The sequence below is a fragment of the Streptomyces sp. NPDC127098 genome (assembly GCF_042722465.1).
In the GTDB taxonomy this organism is placed as follows: Bacteria; Actinomycetota; Actinomycetes; order Streptomycetales; family Streptomycetaceae; genus Streptomyces; species Streptomyces millisiae.
The window spans coordinates 84,453-99,573 of record NZ_JBHXFJ010000025.1 but is presented as its reverse complement, the minus strand read 5'-3'; the positions used below and the strand labels follow the sequence as shown (position 1 = coordinate 99,573).

The window sequence follows — 15,121 nt, the reverse complement described above, 5'->3', positions numbered from 1 at the left end:
ACCGCGTCCGGCGCTCCGCGCTCGTACTCGGAGCGGGCGGAAAGGGCGGGCGGGTGGGGAAAATGCCCCGGGCGTCAAACATCCTTCGGGTCGCGGCTCTCCAGCTCCGTGGTGAGCGTCTGCTGGAGGCGTTCCTGGGAGTCCCGCAGGCTGCCGGCCACCGCGTTCAACTCGCGGAGGATCAGTGTGAGTTGTCGTTCGAGGTGGCGTTCGGGTGGTTCGTTGCCGGGGGTGAGGCGGGACCACCAGCGGGTGCGGAGGTAGGCGTCCACGGCGTCCGGCACGTCGTGCCGGACGGCGCGGGAGAGCTTGTAGACGTCGTCCGGGTTGGTGGTGAGTTCGTCGGCGACCCAGCCGGGGTCGAGCAGCGCGGTCAGCAGTTCGTCGAGTTCGGCGAGTGTGCCGGCCGCCGTCGGCGGCGCGTCGAAGGCGTCCAGATAGCTCCGCAGCGCCGTGAAGTCGGCGCGGATCGAGGCGAGTTCGGACGTCTCGGAGATCGGCGGCGGCGCCGCGCGGTCCGGTGGGGCGAGCAGTGCGCCCGCCCCGTAGAGTCCGCCCACCACGACCGGCCAGAGCGCGCCGGCCTGGCCGGCCAGCGTGAGCGCCAGGCCGGCCAGGCCGCAGACGCAGCCGGTCAGGTTCTTGCGGGACTCCAGGTACCTCAGCGCTCTACTGGTAGCCACGGATCTCCTGGAACGCCTGATCGAGCGAGCCCTCCACGGCGTCGAAGAGCCGGCCGCCGGTCCGCTCCGCGATGCCCTCGAGTTCCCCGCGGTCCGAGTCCCCGAACTGCACCGTGAACACCGGCACCGTCCGTAGCGCGGGCGGCAGCGTCTCGTGGAAGTCGGCGAAGCCGTCCGCGCCGATCGAGTCGCCGTTCTCGCCGTCCGTCATCAGCACGATGGACGTGAACGCGTCCTCGGTGTCCTCCTCGGCCAGCAGCCGGTAGGCCTCGATCAGGCTCAGGTAGATCGCCGTGTCGCCCTCCGCCCGCAGCCCTTCGACGCCCTCCCTGATCCGGCCCAACCCCGGCTCGGGGTCGGCCGGTTCGACGGTGTACGTGTCGACGGAGACCACCTGCCCGGCGAACGGCATCAGCGTCACCCGCTCCCGCTCCCTGAACCGCTCGCCCGCGCCCGCGCCGCCGGTGCCGGTGAGCCGGCCAAGCGCGGCCCGCAGCGACTCGATCCGCTCGCCCTCCATCGAGCCCGAGGTGTCCAGCACGTACACGGTGCGCGACGGTCGGCGCAGCTCGTTGTCGAACGCGTCGAGCAGCCCGTCCGCGACCGCGAGCGTGCCGGGGTAGGGGAGTTCGCGCCGCTGTCCCTCCGGGATGGCCGCGGCCGGCGCGACGCCGCCGGCGACCGGGCGGCGCAGCGTCTCCTCGGTCAGTGTTCGCTGCGCCTCCGGGCCGCGCAGGTGCTCGGTGAGCGCCCGCAGCCCGTCGCGGGCCTCGGGCGAGGCGGAGGTGAGCGTCGTCAGCGGGTAGCGCGCCGTCACCACGCCGTCGAGCGGGCGGACGACCGTCAGCTCGGCGGTGCCGTCCCGTACCAACGACAGCAGCACCGACTCGTAGTTGATCAGCGCGTCGACGTCCGTCCGGCCGGCGAAGGCGGTCGCCAGCCAGCCCGAGGACCCCGAGGTGAGCCGCTGACCCGTGAAGAACTCCCGCAGCCGCTCGGCGCTGCCGGTGACGTCCGCCTCGGTGAGCGCCGCCTCGGCGCCGGACAGCGCCGAGGTGACCGAGATCAGCGCGCTGTAGCCGGAGTTGGAGCGGGTCGGGTCGGTCATGCCGAACGTCAGCTCGCCGGCGGCCGCCGCCGCGTGCACCTGCGCCCAGGTGACCTCCTCCGGGTTCCAGCCGAGCCGTTCGACCACCTCGGTCCTGATGCCGAGCGCGACCGGGGAGGTCATCACGGAGGTCTCGGTCAGGATCCGGTCGGCCGCCTCGGGCCGCAGCCGCAGGTAGTCGTTGGTGGCCAGCCAGAGCGCGTCGTACTCCTCGGCCTCGCCCGAGGCGACGAGCCGGGTGGCGTCCAGCGTGCCCGACCAGGTGATCTCGACCCCGACCCCGGTCTCCTCCTGGGCCCGCGCCAACACGTCCTCGGTGTCGGCGAGTTCGCTGCTCGCGAGGATCCGCACGACGGAGCCTTCCCCGCCGTCTGGGCCGTCTGGTCCTTCCGGGTTGTCGGAGCAGGCGGCGGCGGTGAGCGCGACGGCCGCCAGCAGCGCGGCGAGCCTGCCCCTCATCTCCGTCTCCCTTCGCCGTGCGCCGCGTCCCGCTCCCGGGAGCGTTCGAGCTGCGCCGAGGCGTCGGCCAGCTCGCCGGACAGGGCCCGCACCGTGGCCGCCATCGACTCGGTGGCCTGCGCCTTGTAGGTGTCGATCGCGTCCAGCGTGCGGTAGATCTGCTGGAACGCGGCCCGCAGCGTCTCGACGCCGACCGCCGGGTCGGCGGCGATGCGCTGGATCTCGCCGCTCTGGGTGGCCAGCATGTCGGCGTTGGCCCGCACCAGGTCCTCGGTCGTCGAGCGCAACGCGTTGACCTGCTCGGTGACCCGGCGCTGATTCTCCAGCGCGGCGGAGAGTATCACGCCGATCCGCAGCGCCGACACGGTGGTGGTGGCTGCCCGCTCCACGCCCTTGACCAGCTCGTCGTTGTTGCGCCTGACCACGTCCATGGCCAGGTATCCCTGGGCGCAGACGGCGAGTTGGGTCAGCAGGTCCTGGTGTTTCTGCCGGACCGGGAAGAGCACGTCGGCCCGCATCGCCGCCGCCCGCTCCGGGGCGGTCGTCTCCAAGGCGTCGACGCGGCGCTGGAGTTCGGTGTCCAGCGCCTCGGTGAGCACCGCGTACTCCTGGAGCTTGCCCATGGTGTCCCAGAGCCTGGACCGCTCGGTGTGCAGGGCCGCGCTGTCCCGGCGCAGCTCGTCCTGGCCGGAGCGGAGCGAATGCACGATCTTCTGGAGCGTGCCCTGCGCGGAGGCGTAACGGGCCAGGTGGTCGCGGAAGCGGTTGCCGCCGGGCAGCCTGGACAGCAGCCGGCGAACCCCGCCGGTGGTGGCGTCACGCGGTTCCAGGTCCTCGACGGTGCGGCGGAGTTCGACCAGCGAGCCGGCGACCCGGGACTGGGCGTCGCCCGCCTCCCCGCCGGCGCCCCTGGAGAGCGAGCGGACGCTGCGGTCCAGCATCCGGTTGGACTGCGCCGCGGCGGCCCGCATCTCCTCGCCGCCGAGGGCCGTCACCTCGCCCACCCGGGTGGCGAACTCCGGGGAGCGACTGTCGAGTTCGGTGAGCGAGTCGATGTAGGCGGCGGCTCGGCGGGCCAATTCCTCGCGGGCGGCGGCGTCGATCGGGACGAGTCCCGACGCCTGCTCCGCCTTCACCTCGGGCACCGGTTCCGGTGGGGTGAGGATCAGCGGGGTGTCCTGCCTCGGGGGATTCAGCTCCATGGTCAGCTCCCTTCGGTGCGCCCGGTGGCGCGCTCCGCCAGCTCCCGCAGCACGTCGGAGGTCGGCGGCGGAGCCTGCCTGACCCCGGCGAGGCCGGCGTTGAGGTGGGCGGCGTGCGCGCCGGCCGCCTCGGTGAACTCGGCGGTGGCGCCCTGTGGCCGGAAGCCGTGCCGCACCGCGAGCTGCCGCAACTCCGGGTCCTCGGTGAGCAGTCGGCCGAACTCCTGGCCGGCGTCCGTGACGGGCACCAGGGTGTGGTCGCTGGAGACCGTGGTGTCCGGGTAGAGCACCACCACGTCGCCCGGGTCCTGGTCGGCCAGCAGCAACGAGGCGATCTGCGACTCGTAGGCGAGCACCAGCGGGTTGCCGATGCCGCTGACGAAGTCCCGGAACGGGCCGTCGGAGCTGGGTTGTTGGGTGCCCTGCACCTGGACCAGGGTCCGCAGCAGGGGCGTCACGCGCTCCACGCCCGCCGGGTCGGCCACCACGGTGCCGTCGTTGGCGACGTAGGAGGCGGCGGCCAGGTAGAGGGCGCCGGAGTTGGAGGTCAGCGGGTCGGTGCTGGACACGTACAGCGCGCCGGCAAGACCGTCCGCGGGTTCCGCGCCCGGCAGGTCCCCCCAGGCCACCCCGTTCTCGATCGCGTTCAGCAGGCCGCTCATCGACAGCAGGCCGCGGTGCTCGTCCTCCAGGGTGGCCAGGCCCTCGGCGGCCAGCACCTCGGCCGCCGCGCCACGCGCCAGCACCACGAGCGGCGAGTAGAACGGCCGCAGCGGCGCGCCCGGCGAGCCGGCCCGCGCGGCCAACTCCTGGGCGGGGCCCTGGCTGGACGGGAAGGCGAAGTCGTAGCCTTCGAGGTCGACGTCGTCCATGGCCCAGGACCCGACCGAGTCGGTTCCGACCTCGTACCCGCGCTCGGCCAGGACGTCGATCACCTCGGGGTCGGCGAAGAACTCGGCCTTCTCCGACCCGATCACGCCACGCACCGTCGTCGTGGCCGTTCCCCCGTCGTCACGTCCCTGGACGAGGGCGACGCCGACGCCCCCGAGCAGCAGCGCGGCGAGGACGATCCCCCATATTCGTCGCACGGTCGAAGCGTCCTCACAACACGCCACGCACACACGGCGGTTGGGTGTCCGCCAGATGTCGGGGTGATGTCGACGCGGGGGTTGACTGTTCGCCGGTGCGCGCTTTTCTTGAATGACGTGCACCTGCCACTTTGAATCGTGAGCGATTCCGAGCGAGAGGGCAACTCCGGTGACCTCATCCCTGCTCCGCCGCCTCGCGGCCGTAGCCGCCCTGGCCGCCCTGGCGCTGGCCGCGCCGGCCCCCGCCATCGCCGCACCCGCCCCACCACCGGTCGCGAGCGAGCAGTCGACCGCCGCCACCATCACCTGGCGCCTTGAACGCGCCGCCAACCCCACCGCCGACCAACAGGACGCCTACAACCGCATCACCAGCGCCATGAACGCGGCCGTGGCCCGCTACAACGCGCTCAGCGGCGGCCTCGGCAAGGACATCACCGTCCGCTACGACCCGAGCGTCCCGACCGCCGACGGCAACATCAACGGCACGATCCGCTTCGGCGCCAACCGCTCCTACATGAGCGAGCGCACCGCCCTCCACGAGATCGCCCACACCATCGGCGTCGGCACCAGCTCTGGCTGGAGCCGCCTCGGCGGCAGCGGCACCTGGACCGGCGCCCAGGCCACCGCGCTGGTCCGCCAGTACGACGGCTCCAGCGCCCGCATCTCCACCGGCGGCGGCCACTTCTGGCCGTACGGCCTCAACTACGACAACGAGTGGTCGACCACCAACGCCGACCGCCACGTCCGCATCGTCGCGGCGATGGTCGCCGACGGCCTGTAGGCCCTGTCCGGGCTCGGGCCGCCCGGCCCGAGCCCGACAACCGATCCACCACGAGCCACAACGATCGGTTGTACCCGCCTACGATCGACCGGTGGACAGCGAGGCACTGCGATCGTTCGTCCGGGCGGCCGAGCTCGGACAGTTGCGCCCTGCGGCCGAGGAGTCGGGCGTGACCCAGCAGGCGGTCTCCAAGCGGATCGCCGCCCTGGAGCGCGAGTTGGGCGTCCGGCTGTTCGCCCGCACCGCGCGCGGGGTCGAGTTGACGCTCGACGGCCAGGCGTTCCTCCCGCACGCGCGGAGTATCGTCGCGGGCGTCGAGCGTGCCGTCGCGGCCGTCCGGCCCGGCGCGCGGGCCCTGCGGATCGACGTGCTCGGCCGGCGCAGCGCGCAGGCCGTCGTGCTGCACGACTACTGGCGGTCGCGGCCCGGGACCGACCTCGACGTGGTGACCCTCCGGGTCGACGACCCGCGCGTGGCGGCCGCCGCCGTCGCGGCGGGCGACGTCGACGCCTCGTTCCGCACCGTCACAGAACCGGCCGCGCGACCGCCCGACGTGCGGACGATCCACGCGTTCGACTCACCGCTGGAACTCCTCGTCGGCCCCAGACATCCGCTCGCCGCCGCACGAAGTCTCACCCCGGCGCGGCTGCGCGGCCACCGGATCTGGGTGCCGGGCATCGCGCCCGGGAGCGAGTGGTCGGAGTACTACGACCAGCTCGCCACCGCCTTCGACCTGCGCGTCGACGCGGCGGGCCCGCACTTCGGGGACGAGGTGCTCCTCGACGTCCTCGCGGAGTCCGCGGACGTGGCCACGCTCGTCGGGGCACGCGACCGCTACCTCTGGCCGACCAGCCACGACCTGCGCCGCATCCCCGTCGTCAACCCGACCCTCGCCTACCCCCTCGCGCTCCTCCTCCCGAGGACCAACCCCCATCCGGCACTGCGCGGGCTCATCACCCACCTCCGCAACCTGCCGGAGCTCCCGGAGCCGGTCTGGCGCCCGACCTGGGCGGCGAGGCCATGACCGACGACCGTTTCCTGCGCATCCACAGCGCCGAGTTCCAGGCCATGGCCGAACGGGTGCTGCGGACCACCGAGCTCACCTCCCGGCTGAACGTCCTGCCCTTCGAGGACGAGGCCGGCAGGGCGGCGCTGTTCGAACAGATACTCGGCAGGCCGCTGCCGGCACGGGTCACCATCTACCCGCCCTTCTACACCGACCACGGCCTCCATCTCGACCTCGCCGAGCGGGTGTTCATCAACCAGAACTGCACGTTCCTGGACTACGCCGGCATCCGGCTCGGCGAACGTGTGATGGTCGGCCCCAAGGCCACGTTCATCACCGTCGGCCACCCGGTCGACCCCCAGGAACGACGCGGCTGGCTGAGCGGTGGGCCCATCGACGTGGCGGACAACGTGTGGATCGGCGCCGGAGCGACCATCCTCCCGGGCGTCAGCATCGGCCGCGACGCCGTGGTCGCCGCCGGCGCGGTGGTGGCCGACGACGTCCCACCGGCGAGCCTGGTGACGGGCACCAAGGCCACCGTCCGACGACAGTGGTGACGACCGCGCCCCGCCGTCACCGCTCGCTCTTGACCAACCGGGAGTCGAAGCCGGCCCGCAGCAGGCGGTCGTAGGCCGCGTGCACCGCTGCGGGGACGCGTTGCGGGATGGCGAAGCCGCGCGCCGGATAGTCGATCACGCGTTGCAGGTCGCCGACGATCATGTCGACCACCAGCTTCTCGTTTCCGATGGACTTGACGTAGTCATCGAGGGACAGCGGCTCCGAGGCGCACACGACCTCGACCGCCGGCCAGAGTTGACGACAGGTGGCGAAGGCCCGCCGCTCCATGTAGGGCTTGCAGATCAACAGGACCGAGTCGACCGTGATGCCGGCTCCTTGGAGCAGCCGGCGGGACAACTCGATGTTCTGGCCGGTGTTGGCCGCGAGCGGCTCCACCAGGATGGACTCGTCCGGCACGCCAAGCGCCAGGGCGTGCTCGCGGTAGTGGACTGCCTCGCCACGCGGGAACCGGGCGAGGGTGGTGGGGCTGTTGCCTCCGCTGAAGACCAGGGTGGGGAAGTGCTCGGCCGCGTACAGTTCGGCGGCACGCGTGGCCACGCCGAGATCGTGGCTCCCGAGGCCGATGCCGACGGAGCAGGGCCGCGGTTCGTGTCCCATCAGGTGGTAGTCCCAGATCAGCCTGGCGTCGCTCCACTGGGCGTCCGTGACCACGACCTGATCCCGCTTGGGCACCACGCTGTTCCTCTCACCCCGTCGGTGGTCCTTCTTCCGCACCAACGTCCCATATCGGCGCGACGTGGGTACCGTGATGAGCATGGTGGCGGAGCACTTGGGCGACCGGGTGGTGCGGCTACGGCGACTGGGCGGGCAGACCCAGGAGGGGCTGGCCGCGAGGTCGGGCGTGTCGGTCGATGTCGTGCGGAAGTTGGAACAGCGGCGCAAGCACTCGGCGCGACTGCCGACGCTCCACGCCCTGGCGAGGGGGCTCGGCGTCGAGGTGACCGCGCTGCTCGGCGACCCACCGGGAGTCCCGTCCACAGGAGAGGTGGAGTCTCCCCAACTGGTCGCCCTGCGGCGTGCGATGACGCCGCCCATGTTCTCGGTGCCGCCGGTCCCGGAGTCCGTGGCCGGGCTGTCGTCGGACGCGTTGCGAGCCGAGCTCGCCGAGGGGTGGACGCTGTACCACGGCGCGGGCTTCGACCGTGTGATGGAACTGCTGCCCGATCTGATCGCGCGTACCAGGCTGGTGTCCGCGGCCGGGGACGTGGATCAGCGCGCGGAGGGTCAGGCGCTGTTGGGGAAGACGCTCCAACTCGCCGGCCACCTGGCCATCAGGCTGGGGAAGACGGACATCGCACTCGCCGGTCTCGAACGGGCGATGACCGCGGCCGAGGCCTCATCGGACCCGCTGCTTCCCCCGATGATCTGCAACTCCGTTGCCTGGGCCTACCAGCGTCAGAACCGGCTGGCGGACGCCTCGGAACTCGCCCTTCGCGCGGCGGATTCCGTGCAGCGAGGCGGCCCGGAGAGTGCGACCGAGTGGCGCGTGTGGGGTGGGCTCCTGATGTCGGCCGCCACCAGCGCGGCCCGTGCCGGCGACTACGACCAGGCCACCGACATGATGACCACGGCCGAACGCGCGGCGGGGCGGCTCAGCCGGCTCCCGGCGCCGACGGACGGCCGGCTGGTGTCGGTGTTCAGCCGATCCTCCGTACGGATCGAGCGGGTTCGACTCGCCGTGCAGCACGGCCGGCCGGAAGAGGCCCTGACGCTCGCCCGGGGTATGCGGGTCAGCGGGTCGACACCGCCCTCATGGCGAACCTGGCTGCTGCTCGACGTGGCCCGCGCGCGCGCGGACCTCGGCGACGCGGTCGGCGCGGTCAGGGCGTTGGAGTCCCTGCGCCGATTCGCCCCGGAGTGGATGCGGCACCACACGCTTGCCGTGAGCATCGTGCTCGACCTGCGAGCGGGCCCCTCTCACCCACCCGGCCTCCGGCGGATCGCGGATTTCCTCGGCCTTGACGCTTAACGCGTCGTAACTGGGACGTTCCGTCCCTGGGCTTTTCGCGCCCCTCGCGTCACCGTAATCACATGTATACGGAGAGCGAGCTTGCGGCTGTTGGGGCGATGGCGCGTGACACGTCCCGTGCCGAGGTCGGCCGGGTGATGGCGCACGAGTGCGGCCGGGTCTGGCTGCGGCCGTTGGGCGGCGGGTGTGAGTGGGCCGCCGCGCCGGAGGACGTGGAGCCGGTCAGGCTGAGCGAGTCGCTGAGCCTGCTGGTGGCCGAGGCGAACCGGCGTTCAGCCGAGCCGAGATGAGCCGAGCGGGCGTGCTTGCGCACGCCTCTCTTCGAGTTGTCCGTTCCGGGCGTTTGGATTTGGCCGTCCCCGCCCGGAACGGCCGCACCACCGGCACGAGGAGAGTCCTCGCGCCTTCGGCATGAAAGGAACGGTAACTGACGTGCGCGTTGATCCGGGAGACGACGACGAGCCCACCGAGGGCGGGCAGTCCGGCGGTTGCGGAGACGGCGACGGCTGTGGACGCCAGTAACCCGCACGACGGCCGGCCCCCGGAAGGGGGCCGGCCCCGCCGGCACATCCACGCCTACCGCTGGACCGGCGACCGCCGCACCTACGACCCGGAGGGCCCCCGCCGGCCGGAGTCGCCCGTGTTCGCGACGAACGGCTGCACGCCGATTCTTATCGCCAACTGGTTGCTGCGGCCGGCCAGCGCCATCGCCGGCACGTTCCACGACGTCGATGCCGCCGTCCGCTGGTTCGAGGAGCAGATGACGCGCGCCGCGCCCGGATTCGCGTCACCGGGGGAGCGGGAGCCGGAACGGCTGGCCGCGAAGGTGGCGCACGTCGCCGTGACCCTCCACCAGGGAGGTGACGCACACGCCGCTTGGTATATCCAGGGAACCGGCTACACCACCCTCGACCTCATCACCTGCTCGCCCAACCACAGCCGGCCCGAACTGCCCTGCCCCGTAAGGGAGTAGCGCGCCGCAGGTGGCCCCGGACGGTGCGGTCGGCCTAGCGTGTGGCCCACCACCGAGGACGAGGAGAAGCATGACCGACGAGCCGTCGTACCCCGATGCCGCCGCGCGGGCCGCGATCGACATCACGGTGCCGCATTCGGCCAGGATCTGGAACTACTGGCTGGGCGGCAAGGACAACTACGAGGTGGACCGGGTCGCCGGCGACGCGTTCCGGGACGTGTTCCCGGGGATCGTCGACGGCGCGCGGGCCGCCCGGTACTTCCTCGCGCGCGCCGTGCGCCACCTCGCCGGCGAGGAGGGCGTGCGGCAGTTCCTCGACATCGGCACCGGGCTGCCCAACGTCGACAACACCCACGAGATCGCCCAGCGGGTGGCCCCCGAGTCGAAGGTCGTCTACGTCGACAACGACCCGCTCGTGCTCGCCCACGCGCGCGCCCTGCTGGTCAGCACGCCGGAGGGCAGCGCCGACTACCTCCACGCCGACCTCTTCGAGCCCGACTCCATCGTCGAACAGGCCAAGGACATCCTCGACTTCGACCAGCCGGTCGCGCTGATGCTGATGGGCATCCTCGGCCACGTCGAGGACTACGACCAGGCGCGCGCCATCGTGAAGGAGCTGGTCGCGGCGTTGCCGTCCGGCAGTTACCTGGTGCACTACGACTCGACCGGCACCAGCGAGGAGTACCTCGCGGCCATCGGCCAGTACAACGACGGCGGTTCCGTCCCCTACATCCTCCGCGGCCCGGGGGAGATCGCCCGCTTCTTCGACGGGCTCGAACTGCTGGACCCCGGCGTCGTCTCCTGCTCCCGCTGGCGCCCCGACGCCCTCGCCTGGGGGCTGCCCGACGAGGTCCACCAGTACGGGGGCGTCGCCCGCAAGCCGTGATCGGCGGGAACCCGCGCCGTTCCGCTTCCGACTGTCGTGAGTGAGGGCCACGGACGTGGCCCGGTTCCGACCCGGGAGTGCTCATGTCCGTCACCGAGTCAAGCGAGTCGACCGAGACCACAGAACCGTCCTCCGAGGTGACGAGCAAGCCGCCCAGCCGCTCGGCCGGTTGGGCGGCGCTGCGGCCGCTCGTGTTGCGGCTGCACTTCTACGCGGGCGTGCTGGTCGCGCCGTTCCTGCTGGTCGCGGCGGCGAGCGGGCTGCTGTACGCGCTCTCCTTCCAGCTGGAGCGGGTCGTCTACGCCGACGAGCTGACGGTGCCGGTCGGCGACGGGGTCGAACTGCCGCTGTCCGCGCAGGTCGCGGCGGCGCGGGAGGCGTACCCGGACGGCACGATCTCCGCGATCCGGCCGTCGCCGGAGGCCGGCGCCACCACCCGGGTGCTGCTGGCCGGGACGCCGGGCATCGACGACGACAAGACCCTCGCCGTGTTCGTCGACCCGTACACCGCGGAGGTGCGCGGCGCGCTCGAACAGTACGGCTCCACCGGCGCGTTGCCCGTCAGGACCTGGATCGACGAGCTCCACCGCGACCTGCACCTCGGCGCGCCGGGCCGGCTCTACAGCGAGTTGGCCGCCAGCTGGCTGTGGGTGGTGACGGGCGGCGGGCTGCTGCTGTGGCTGTCCAGGTGGCGCGCCCGCCGCGCCAGGGGCGACAAGCGCCCGGCCGCCGGGCGGCGCCGCACGCTCGGCCGGCACGGCACGCTGGGCGTCACCGTGGCGGCCGGCCTGTTCTTCCTCTCCGCGACCGGCCTGACCTGGTCCACCTTCGCCGGCGAGAACGTCACCGAGCTGCGCGCGTCGCTCGGCCAGCAGACCCCCGACGTCAGCCCGACGGTCGGCGACGCCGCCGAGGACGCGGGCGCCGGGCACGAGGGGCACCCGGACGTGTCGGGCGAGGCCGGCGAGGGCGACCGGCCGGCCTCCGGGCTCTGGGTCGACGAGGTGCTGGCGATCGCCCGCGCCCAGGGGCTCTCCAACCCGGTGGAACTGGTGCCGCCGGCCGACGAGGAGTCCGCCTACGTGGTGCGCCAGATCCAGCGCGGCTGGCCGGAGAAGCAGGACGCCGTGGCCATCAACCCCAACGGGGGCGAGGTCCTGGACGTGGTGCGGTTCGATGACTTCCCGCTGCTCGCCAAGCTCAGCCGGTGGGGCATCGACCTGCACACCGGGGTGCTCTTCGGCCTGGTCAACCAGCTGGCCCTGGCCGCGTTGGCGCTGTCCCTGATCGCGCTGATCGTGCTCGGCTACCGGATGTGGTGGCAGCGCGGCCGTGCCGGCTCCTTCGGCCGGCCGCTGCCGCGCGGCGTCTGGCGGCGCGTACCGCCCGTTCTGCTCGTGCCGTTGGCCGTCGGGGTGGCGCTGGTCGGCTGGTTCCTGCCGGTGTTCGGCGTGACCCTGGTGGGCTTCCTGCTGGTCGACGCCGTGCTGGGCCGGGTCGAGGGGGCGCCACCCAGGATCGGGGAGGGGCGGGACCGGTAGCGGCCCCCGGACGGCGGCCGGAAACGGGTCCGGCCGCCGCCCCAGACAAGTGGCGTGACTACTCGGCGAGTTGGGATATCAGGGTCTGTCTGGCCCGTGCCACGCGGGAGCGGACCGTGCCGACGGGACAGCCGGTGGCGCGGGCCGCCTCCGCGTAGGGCAGGCCGAGGATCTGGGTGAGGGTGAACGCGGTGGACCGGTCGGAGGGGAGCTCGGCGAGCAGTTCGGCGAGGGCCACACCCTCCTCGAAGCCGGGCTGCGCCCGGCACTGGGCGCCCTCGACCGCCGTCAACCAGTCGGCCGTGTCGGCGAGTCGGGGCCGGGAGCGCTCGTAGCGGATCCGGTCGACCACCGTGCGGCGGGCGATGGACAGCAGCCAGGTGCGGGCCGAGGAGCGGCCCTCGAAGGCCGGCAGGGCGCGCAGGGCGCGCAGCAGCGTCTCCTGGGTCAGGTCCTCGGCGGCCTGCGCGTCGCCGCTCAGCCGGGTGACGTAGCGCTGGACGTCCGCGCGCACCGCGCGGAGGAAGTGCTCGACCGCGTGCCGGTCGCCGGACCTGGCGGCCAGCGCCCAGTCGGTGACGGAGCGGTCCTCGTCGTCAGGTCCAGGACCCTGCGGGCGTCGCGGGGTGAGTGTGGTCGTGGTCAACGTCCCTGTCGCCTTTCGCGGAGGCCATGCCGAGTCGTCAGGGCATGGCAGGGGAAGGCCGGGACCCCGAAAGGGAGTTGCTGTGATCAGCGAGGCAGATCAGACGGGGCGACGCCGGCCGTGGCACGGTGCGGGGACCTGACCGGTCGGGTCGCGGCCTCGGGCCCACGACGGCGCTCGCGGCGGCTCGCCGTGCGACCGGATCGCCGGGCACGTGCCCCGGGGCGCGCCGAACGGCGCGACCGGGATGGCGTCCCGGACGATGGCGGGGGAGTGCCGCGGCTGCCGACGAGGGCCGATCGGTGCCGGCCGTCAGGTCAGGGCGGCCGGCGGCGGACCACGGGACGAGAGCGCGTACACCAACGGCGGCCGGCGCGGCACCCATCGGGCCCCGGCCGGGCGTGGGGCCGGACGGGCCGTGGGCGGCGCCGCCGTGCGCGGCGGGCACAGGACCGGCCGCAGCACGCGCCACGCGGCCGAGCGCAACAGACGGAACGCGGCCCGTTCGCCGCGCCACAGCCACACCGCGCTCAGTAGCGCGAGACCCACGTGTACGGCGGTCATGCCGCCCGCGCCGCCGTCCAACTCGGCCAAGGGCGCCGTGTGTCGGGCGTGCGCGGCGTGCGCCGGGCCGAGCGGCGCGGCGGGGTCAGGCGTGGCCGGGAAGAAGGAGAACAGGCGGTGCAGCAGCGCCTGCGTGGCCAGGCTCGCGCCCATCACGGTGAGCGGCCCGCGCTCGCGGCCGGCGAACAGCCAGGCGCCGGAGCCGACCACGGTCAGCGCGAGGAGTACCGCCCAGTGGGCGACCGGGACCCCGGACATCGCCACGTGGCCCCAGGAGGCGAGCAGCACACAGAGCGCGGCGAACACGGCCGCCCGCGCTGCTCGCAATGCCAGGCCCGCTCTCATGACAGCCACATCGTGGCAGCGGGGGCCGGAGAGCGCAGTGGCGCGGACGTTAATTTATCCTCAGCCGAGCAAAGCGGCGGCCGACAGGGAACTCCGGAGCCGCCCCCGGCGACTCCTCAAGTGGGCCCCTTTCACCCCGGGTTGACCGATCCGAGGACCACCCGCAACGCAAACGCAACGTTCGACAACGTAAAGAACCCTAGTCTCGGGGTGTACCGCTGGCCGCCGTTGGAGTAGACCTGTTTCCAACGCCCCATCAGAAAGCCACTGTTCACCCTGCCCGTCCACCCCACCCGTGAGGCACCGAACCGATGCCGAAGCAACAGCCCCAGCGTTTCGTCGACGCCTTCGCAGACCGGCCGGCCGTGGCCCGTCGTGGACTCCTGCCTGGACGGCGGGTGTTCACCTCCCTCGGCTGGGCGGTCGCGGTGGCCACCGTGGTGTCGGTCACCGGATGGTCGATGGGGACCGTCCTGTCCGGTGACGAAGGACCGACCGAGACCGTGGCGGCCGACCGCCCGCAGCAGCCGGCTCCGGAGCCCGAGCCCGAGCCGACCACCGAGGAACCGGAGCCGGAGCCCGAGGAGGAGCCGGAACCCGAGCGCGAGGAGCAGCCGGAGCAGACCCAGGAACAGCAGCCGCCGCCCCCGCCGCAGCAGGAGGAGGAGCCGGAGCCGGAGGAGGAGCCGGAGCCGGAGCGCGAGGAGGAGCCGGAGCCGGAGACCGAGGAGGCCGAGACCGTCAGGCAGGAGAACGTGCTGCCCGACGACGTCTACCGGCTGGTGGCCAACACGACCGACGACCGCTGTCTCGACGTGGACAGCAGCGGCACGAGCGCGGGCACCAACGTCCGCCAGTGGGAGTGCAACGAGACCTCGGCCCAGAACTTCGCCCTGCGGTCGACCGGGGAGCTGAACACGTACAACCTCATCGGTCTCGGCGGCAACTGCGTGGACATCGCCAACGATTCGCTCGACGCGGGTGCGAACATTCACATGTGGGGCTGCAATGGTGGCATGTCCCAGCGGTTCCGGCTGGAGCCCAACCTGAACGGCTACATCCTGATCTCGGTCACCAGCGGCCACTGCATGGACGTCATGGACGCCAGCGTCGACTGGGGTGCCAACGTGCGCCAGTGGGAGTGCAACCGCACCCCCGCGCAGACCTGGAGACTCGAATCCCGTTGAGCCACACGCGAGTTGCCGAGACTCCGCCGCCACGTTCCGGTAACGTCCCGGTCATTCACAGTGGCGTAGCCTCTAAAGCCGCCCCGTCCGAGCGCTGTTGGAGA

Annotated in this window: 16 protein-coding genes; 9 read left to right on the top strand and 7 right to left on the bottom strand. The window is 72.6% G+C overall.

Going from position 1 to position 15,121, the window contains the following annotated elements:
• Positions 1 to 74: 74 nt before the first annotated feature.
• The 4 genes from ACFWI8_RS18100 to ACFWI8_RS18085 are packed head-to-tail and all read right to left on the bottom strand — an operon-like array spanning position 75 to position 4,540.
• On the bottom strand, positions 75 to 683 hold the full coding sequence (locus ACFWI8_RS18100) for a hypothetical protein (protein WP_387092147.1): 609 nt from the start codon (positions 681 to 683) through the stop codon (positions 75 to 77).
• The gene (locus ACFWI8_RS18095) at positions 670 to 2,250 is read right to left on the bottom strand and encodes a substrate-binding domain-containing protein (protein ID WP_387092143.1); all 1,581 of its coding nucleotides are present in this window, start codon (positions 2,248 to 2,250) and stop codon (positions 670 to 672) included. Before ACFWI8_RS18095 ends, ACFWI8_RS18100 begins: the two co-directional genes overlap by 14 nt.
• The gene (locus ACFWI8_RS18090; protein WP_387092140.1) at positions 2,247 to 3,452 is read right to left on the bottom strand and encodes a toxic anion resistance protein; all 1,206 of its coding nucleotides are present in this window, start codon (positions 3,450 to 3,452) and stop codon (positions 2,247 to 2,249) included. The genes ACFWI8_RS18095 and ACFWI8_RS18090 overlap by 4 nt, the downstream gene beginning before the upstream one ends.
• A gap of 2 nt (positions 3,453 to 3,454) precedes the next feature.
• Positions 3,455 to 4,540 carry a hypothetical protein gene (locus tag ACFWI8_RS18085; protein WP_387092137.1) on the bottom strand — a complete coding sequence of 362 codons (1,086 nt, stop codon included), beginning with the start codon at positions 4,538 to 4,540 and terminating at the stop codon, positions 3,455 to 3,457.
• 169 nt (positions 4,541 to 4,709) lie between these two features.
• On the opposite strand from ACFWI8_RS18085, the gene ACFWI8_RS18080 reads away from it, so the two are divergent.
• The 3 genes from ACFWI8_RS18080 (at position 4,710) to ACFWI8_RS18070 (ending at position 6,884) form a co-directional block, all read left to right on the top strand.
• The gene (locus ACFWI8_RS18080) at positions 4,710 to 5,321 is read left to right on the top strand and encodes a hypothetical protein (RefSeq protein WP_387092134.1); all 612 of its coding nucleotides are present in this window, start codon (positions 4,710 to 4,712) and stop codon (positions 5,319 to 5,321) included.
• Positions 5,322 to 5,412: 91 nt separating this feature from the next.
• Complete coding sequence (locus tag ACFWI8_RS18075) at positions 5,413 to 6,345, top strand: LysR family transcriptional regulator (RefSeq protein WP_387092131.1); 933 nt, start codon at positions 5,413 to 5,415, stop codon at positions 6,343 to 6,345.
• Positions 6,342 to 6,884: a DapH/DapD/GlmU-related protein gene (locus tag ACFWI8_RS18070; RefSeq protein ID WP_387092128.1), complete on the top strand. Its 543-nt coding sequence runs from the start codon at positions 6,342 to 6,344 to the stop codon at positions 6,882 to 6,884. Before ACFWI8_RS18075 ends, ACFWI8_RS18070 begins: the two co-directional genes overlap by 4 nt.
• 16 nt (positions 6,885 to 6,900) lie before the next feature.
• Here the strand turns inward: ACFWI8_RS18070 and ACFWI8_RS18065 are convergent, their stop codons facing one another.
• Positions 6,901 to 7,578, bottom strand: coding sequence for a YdcF family protein (locus ACFWI8_RS18065; RefSeq protein WP_387092125.1), 678 nt, complete (start codon positions 7,576 to 7,578; stop codon positions 6,901 to 6,903).
• A gap of 82 nt (positions 7,579 to 7,660) precedes the next feature.
• Here ACFWI8_RS18065 and ACFWI8_RS18060 point away from each other — a divergent pair, with 82 nt between their 5' ends.
• From ACFWI8_RS18060 to ACFWI8_RS18040, 5 genes are all read left to right on the top strand, one after another.
• Positions 7,661 to 8,875 (top strand): helix-turn-helix domain-containing protein, encoded by a 1,215-nt coding sequence (locus ACFWI8_RS18060; RefSeq protein ID WP_387092122.1) that lies wholly within the window; start codon positions 7,661 to 7,663, stop codon positions 8,873 to 8,875.
• Positions 8,876 to 8,973: 98 nt separating this feature from the next.
• A complete protein-coding gene (locus ACFWI8_RS18055; protein WP_387092119.1) occupies positions 8,974 to 9,165 on the top strand; it encodes a hypothetical protein in 192 nt (63 codons plus the stop codon).
• Between the two features lie 218 nt (positions 9,166 to 9,383).
• Positions 9,384 to 9,848, top strand: coding sequence for a hypothetical protein (locus ACFWI8_RS18050; RefSeq protein ID WP_387092116.1), 465 nt, complete (start codon positions 9,384 to 9,386; stop codon positions 9,846 to 9,848).
• Positions 9,849 to 9,918: 70 nt separating this feature from the next.
• Entirely contained in the window at positions 9,919 to 10,734 is an 816-nt protein-coding gene (locus tag ACFWI8_RS18045) for an SAM-dependent methyltransferase (RefSeq protein ID WP_387092113.1), read from the top strand.
• Between the two features lie 83 nt (positions 10,735 to 10,817).
• Complete coding sequence (locus tag ACFWI8_RS18040; protein ID WP_387092110.1) at positions 10,818 to 12,275, top strand: PepSY-associated TM helix domain-containing protein; 1,458 nt, start codon at positions 10,818 to 10,820, stop codon at positions 12,273 to 12,275.
• A gap of 58 nt (positions 12,276 to 12,333) precedes the next feature.
• On the opposite strand, the gene ACFWI8_RS18035 is transcribed toward ACFWI8_RS18040, so the two are convergent.
• Together ACFWI8_RS18035 and ACFWI8_RS18030 are read right to left on the bottom strand one after the other, a co-directional pair.
• Positions 12,334 to 12,921 carry a sigma-70 family RNA polymerase sigma factor gene (locus ACFWI8_RS18035; protein ID WP_387092107.1) on the bottom strand — a complete coding sequence of 196 codons (588 nt, stop codon included), beginning with the start codon at positions 12,919 to 12,921 and terminating at the stop codon, positions 12,334 to 12,336.
• A gap of 312 nt (positions 12,922 to 13,233) precedes the next feature.
• Positions 13,234 to 13,830 carry a hypothetical protein gene (locus ACFWI8_RS18030; RefSeq protein WP_387092104.1) on the bottom strand — a complete coding sequence of 199 codons (597 nt, stop codon included), beginning with the start codon at positions 13,828 to 13,830 and terminating at the stop codon, positions 13,234 to 13,236.
• A gap of 311 nt (positions 13,831 to 14,141) precedes the next feature.
• Between ACFWI8_RS18030 and ACFWI8_RS18025 the strand changes: the two genes are divergently transcribed.
• The gene (locus ACFWI8_RS18025) at positions 14,142 to 15,017 is read left to right on the top strand and encodes an RICIN domain-containing protein (protein WP_387092101.1); all 876 of its coding nucleotides are present in this window, start codon (positions 14,142 to 14,144) and stop codon (positions 15,015 to 15,017) included.
• Positions 15,018 to 15,121: the final 104 nt, after the last annotated feature.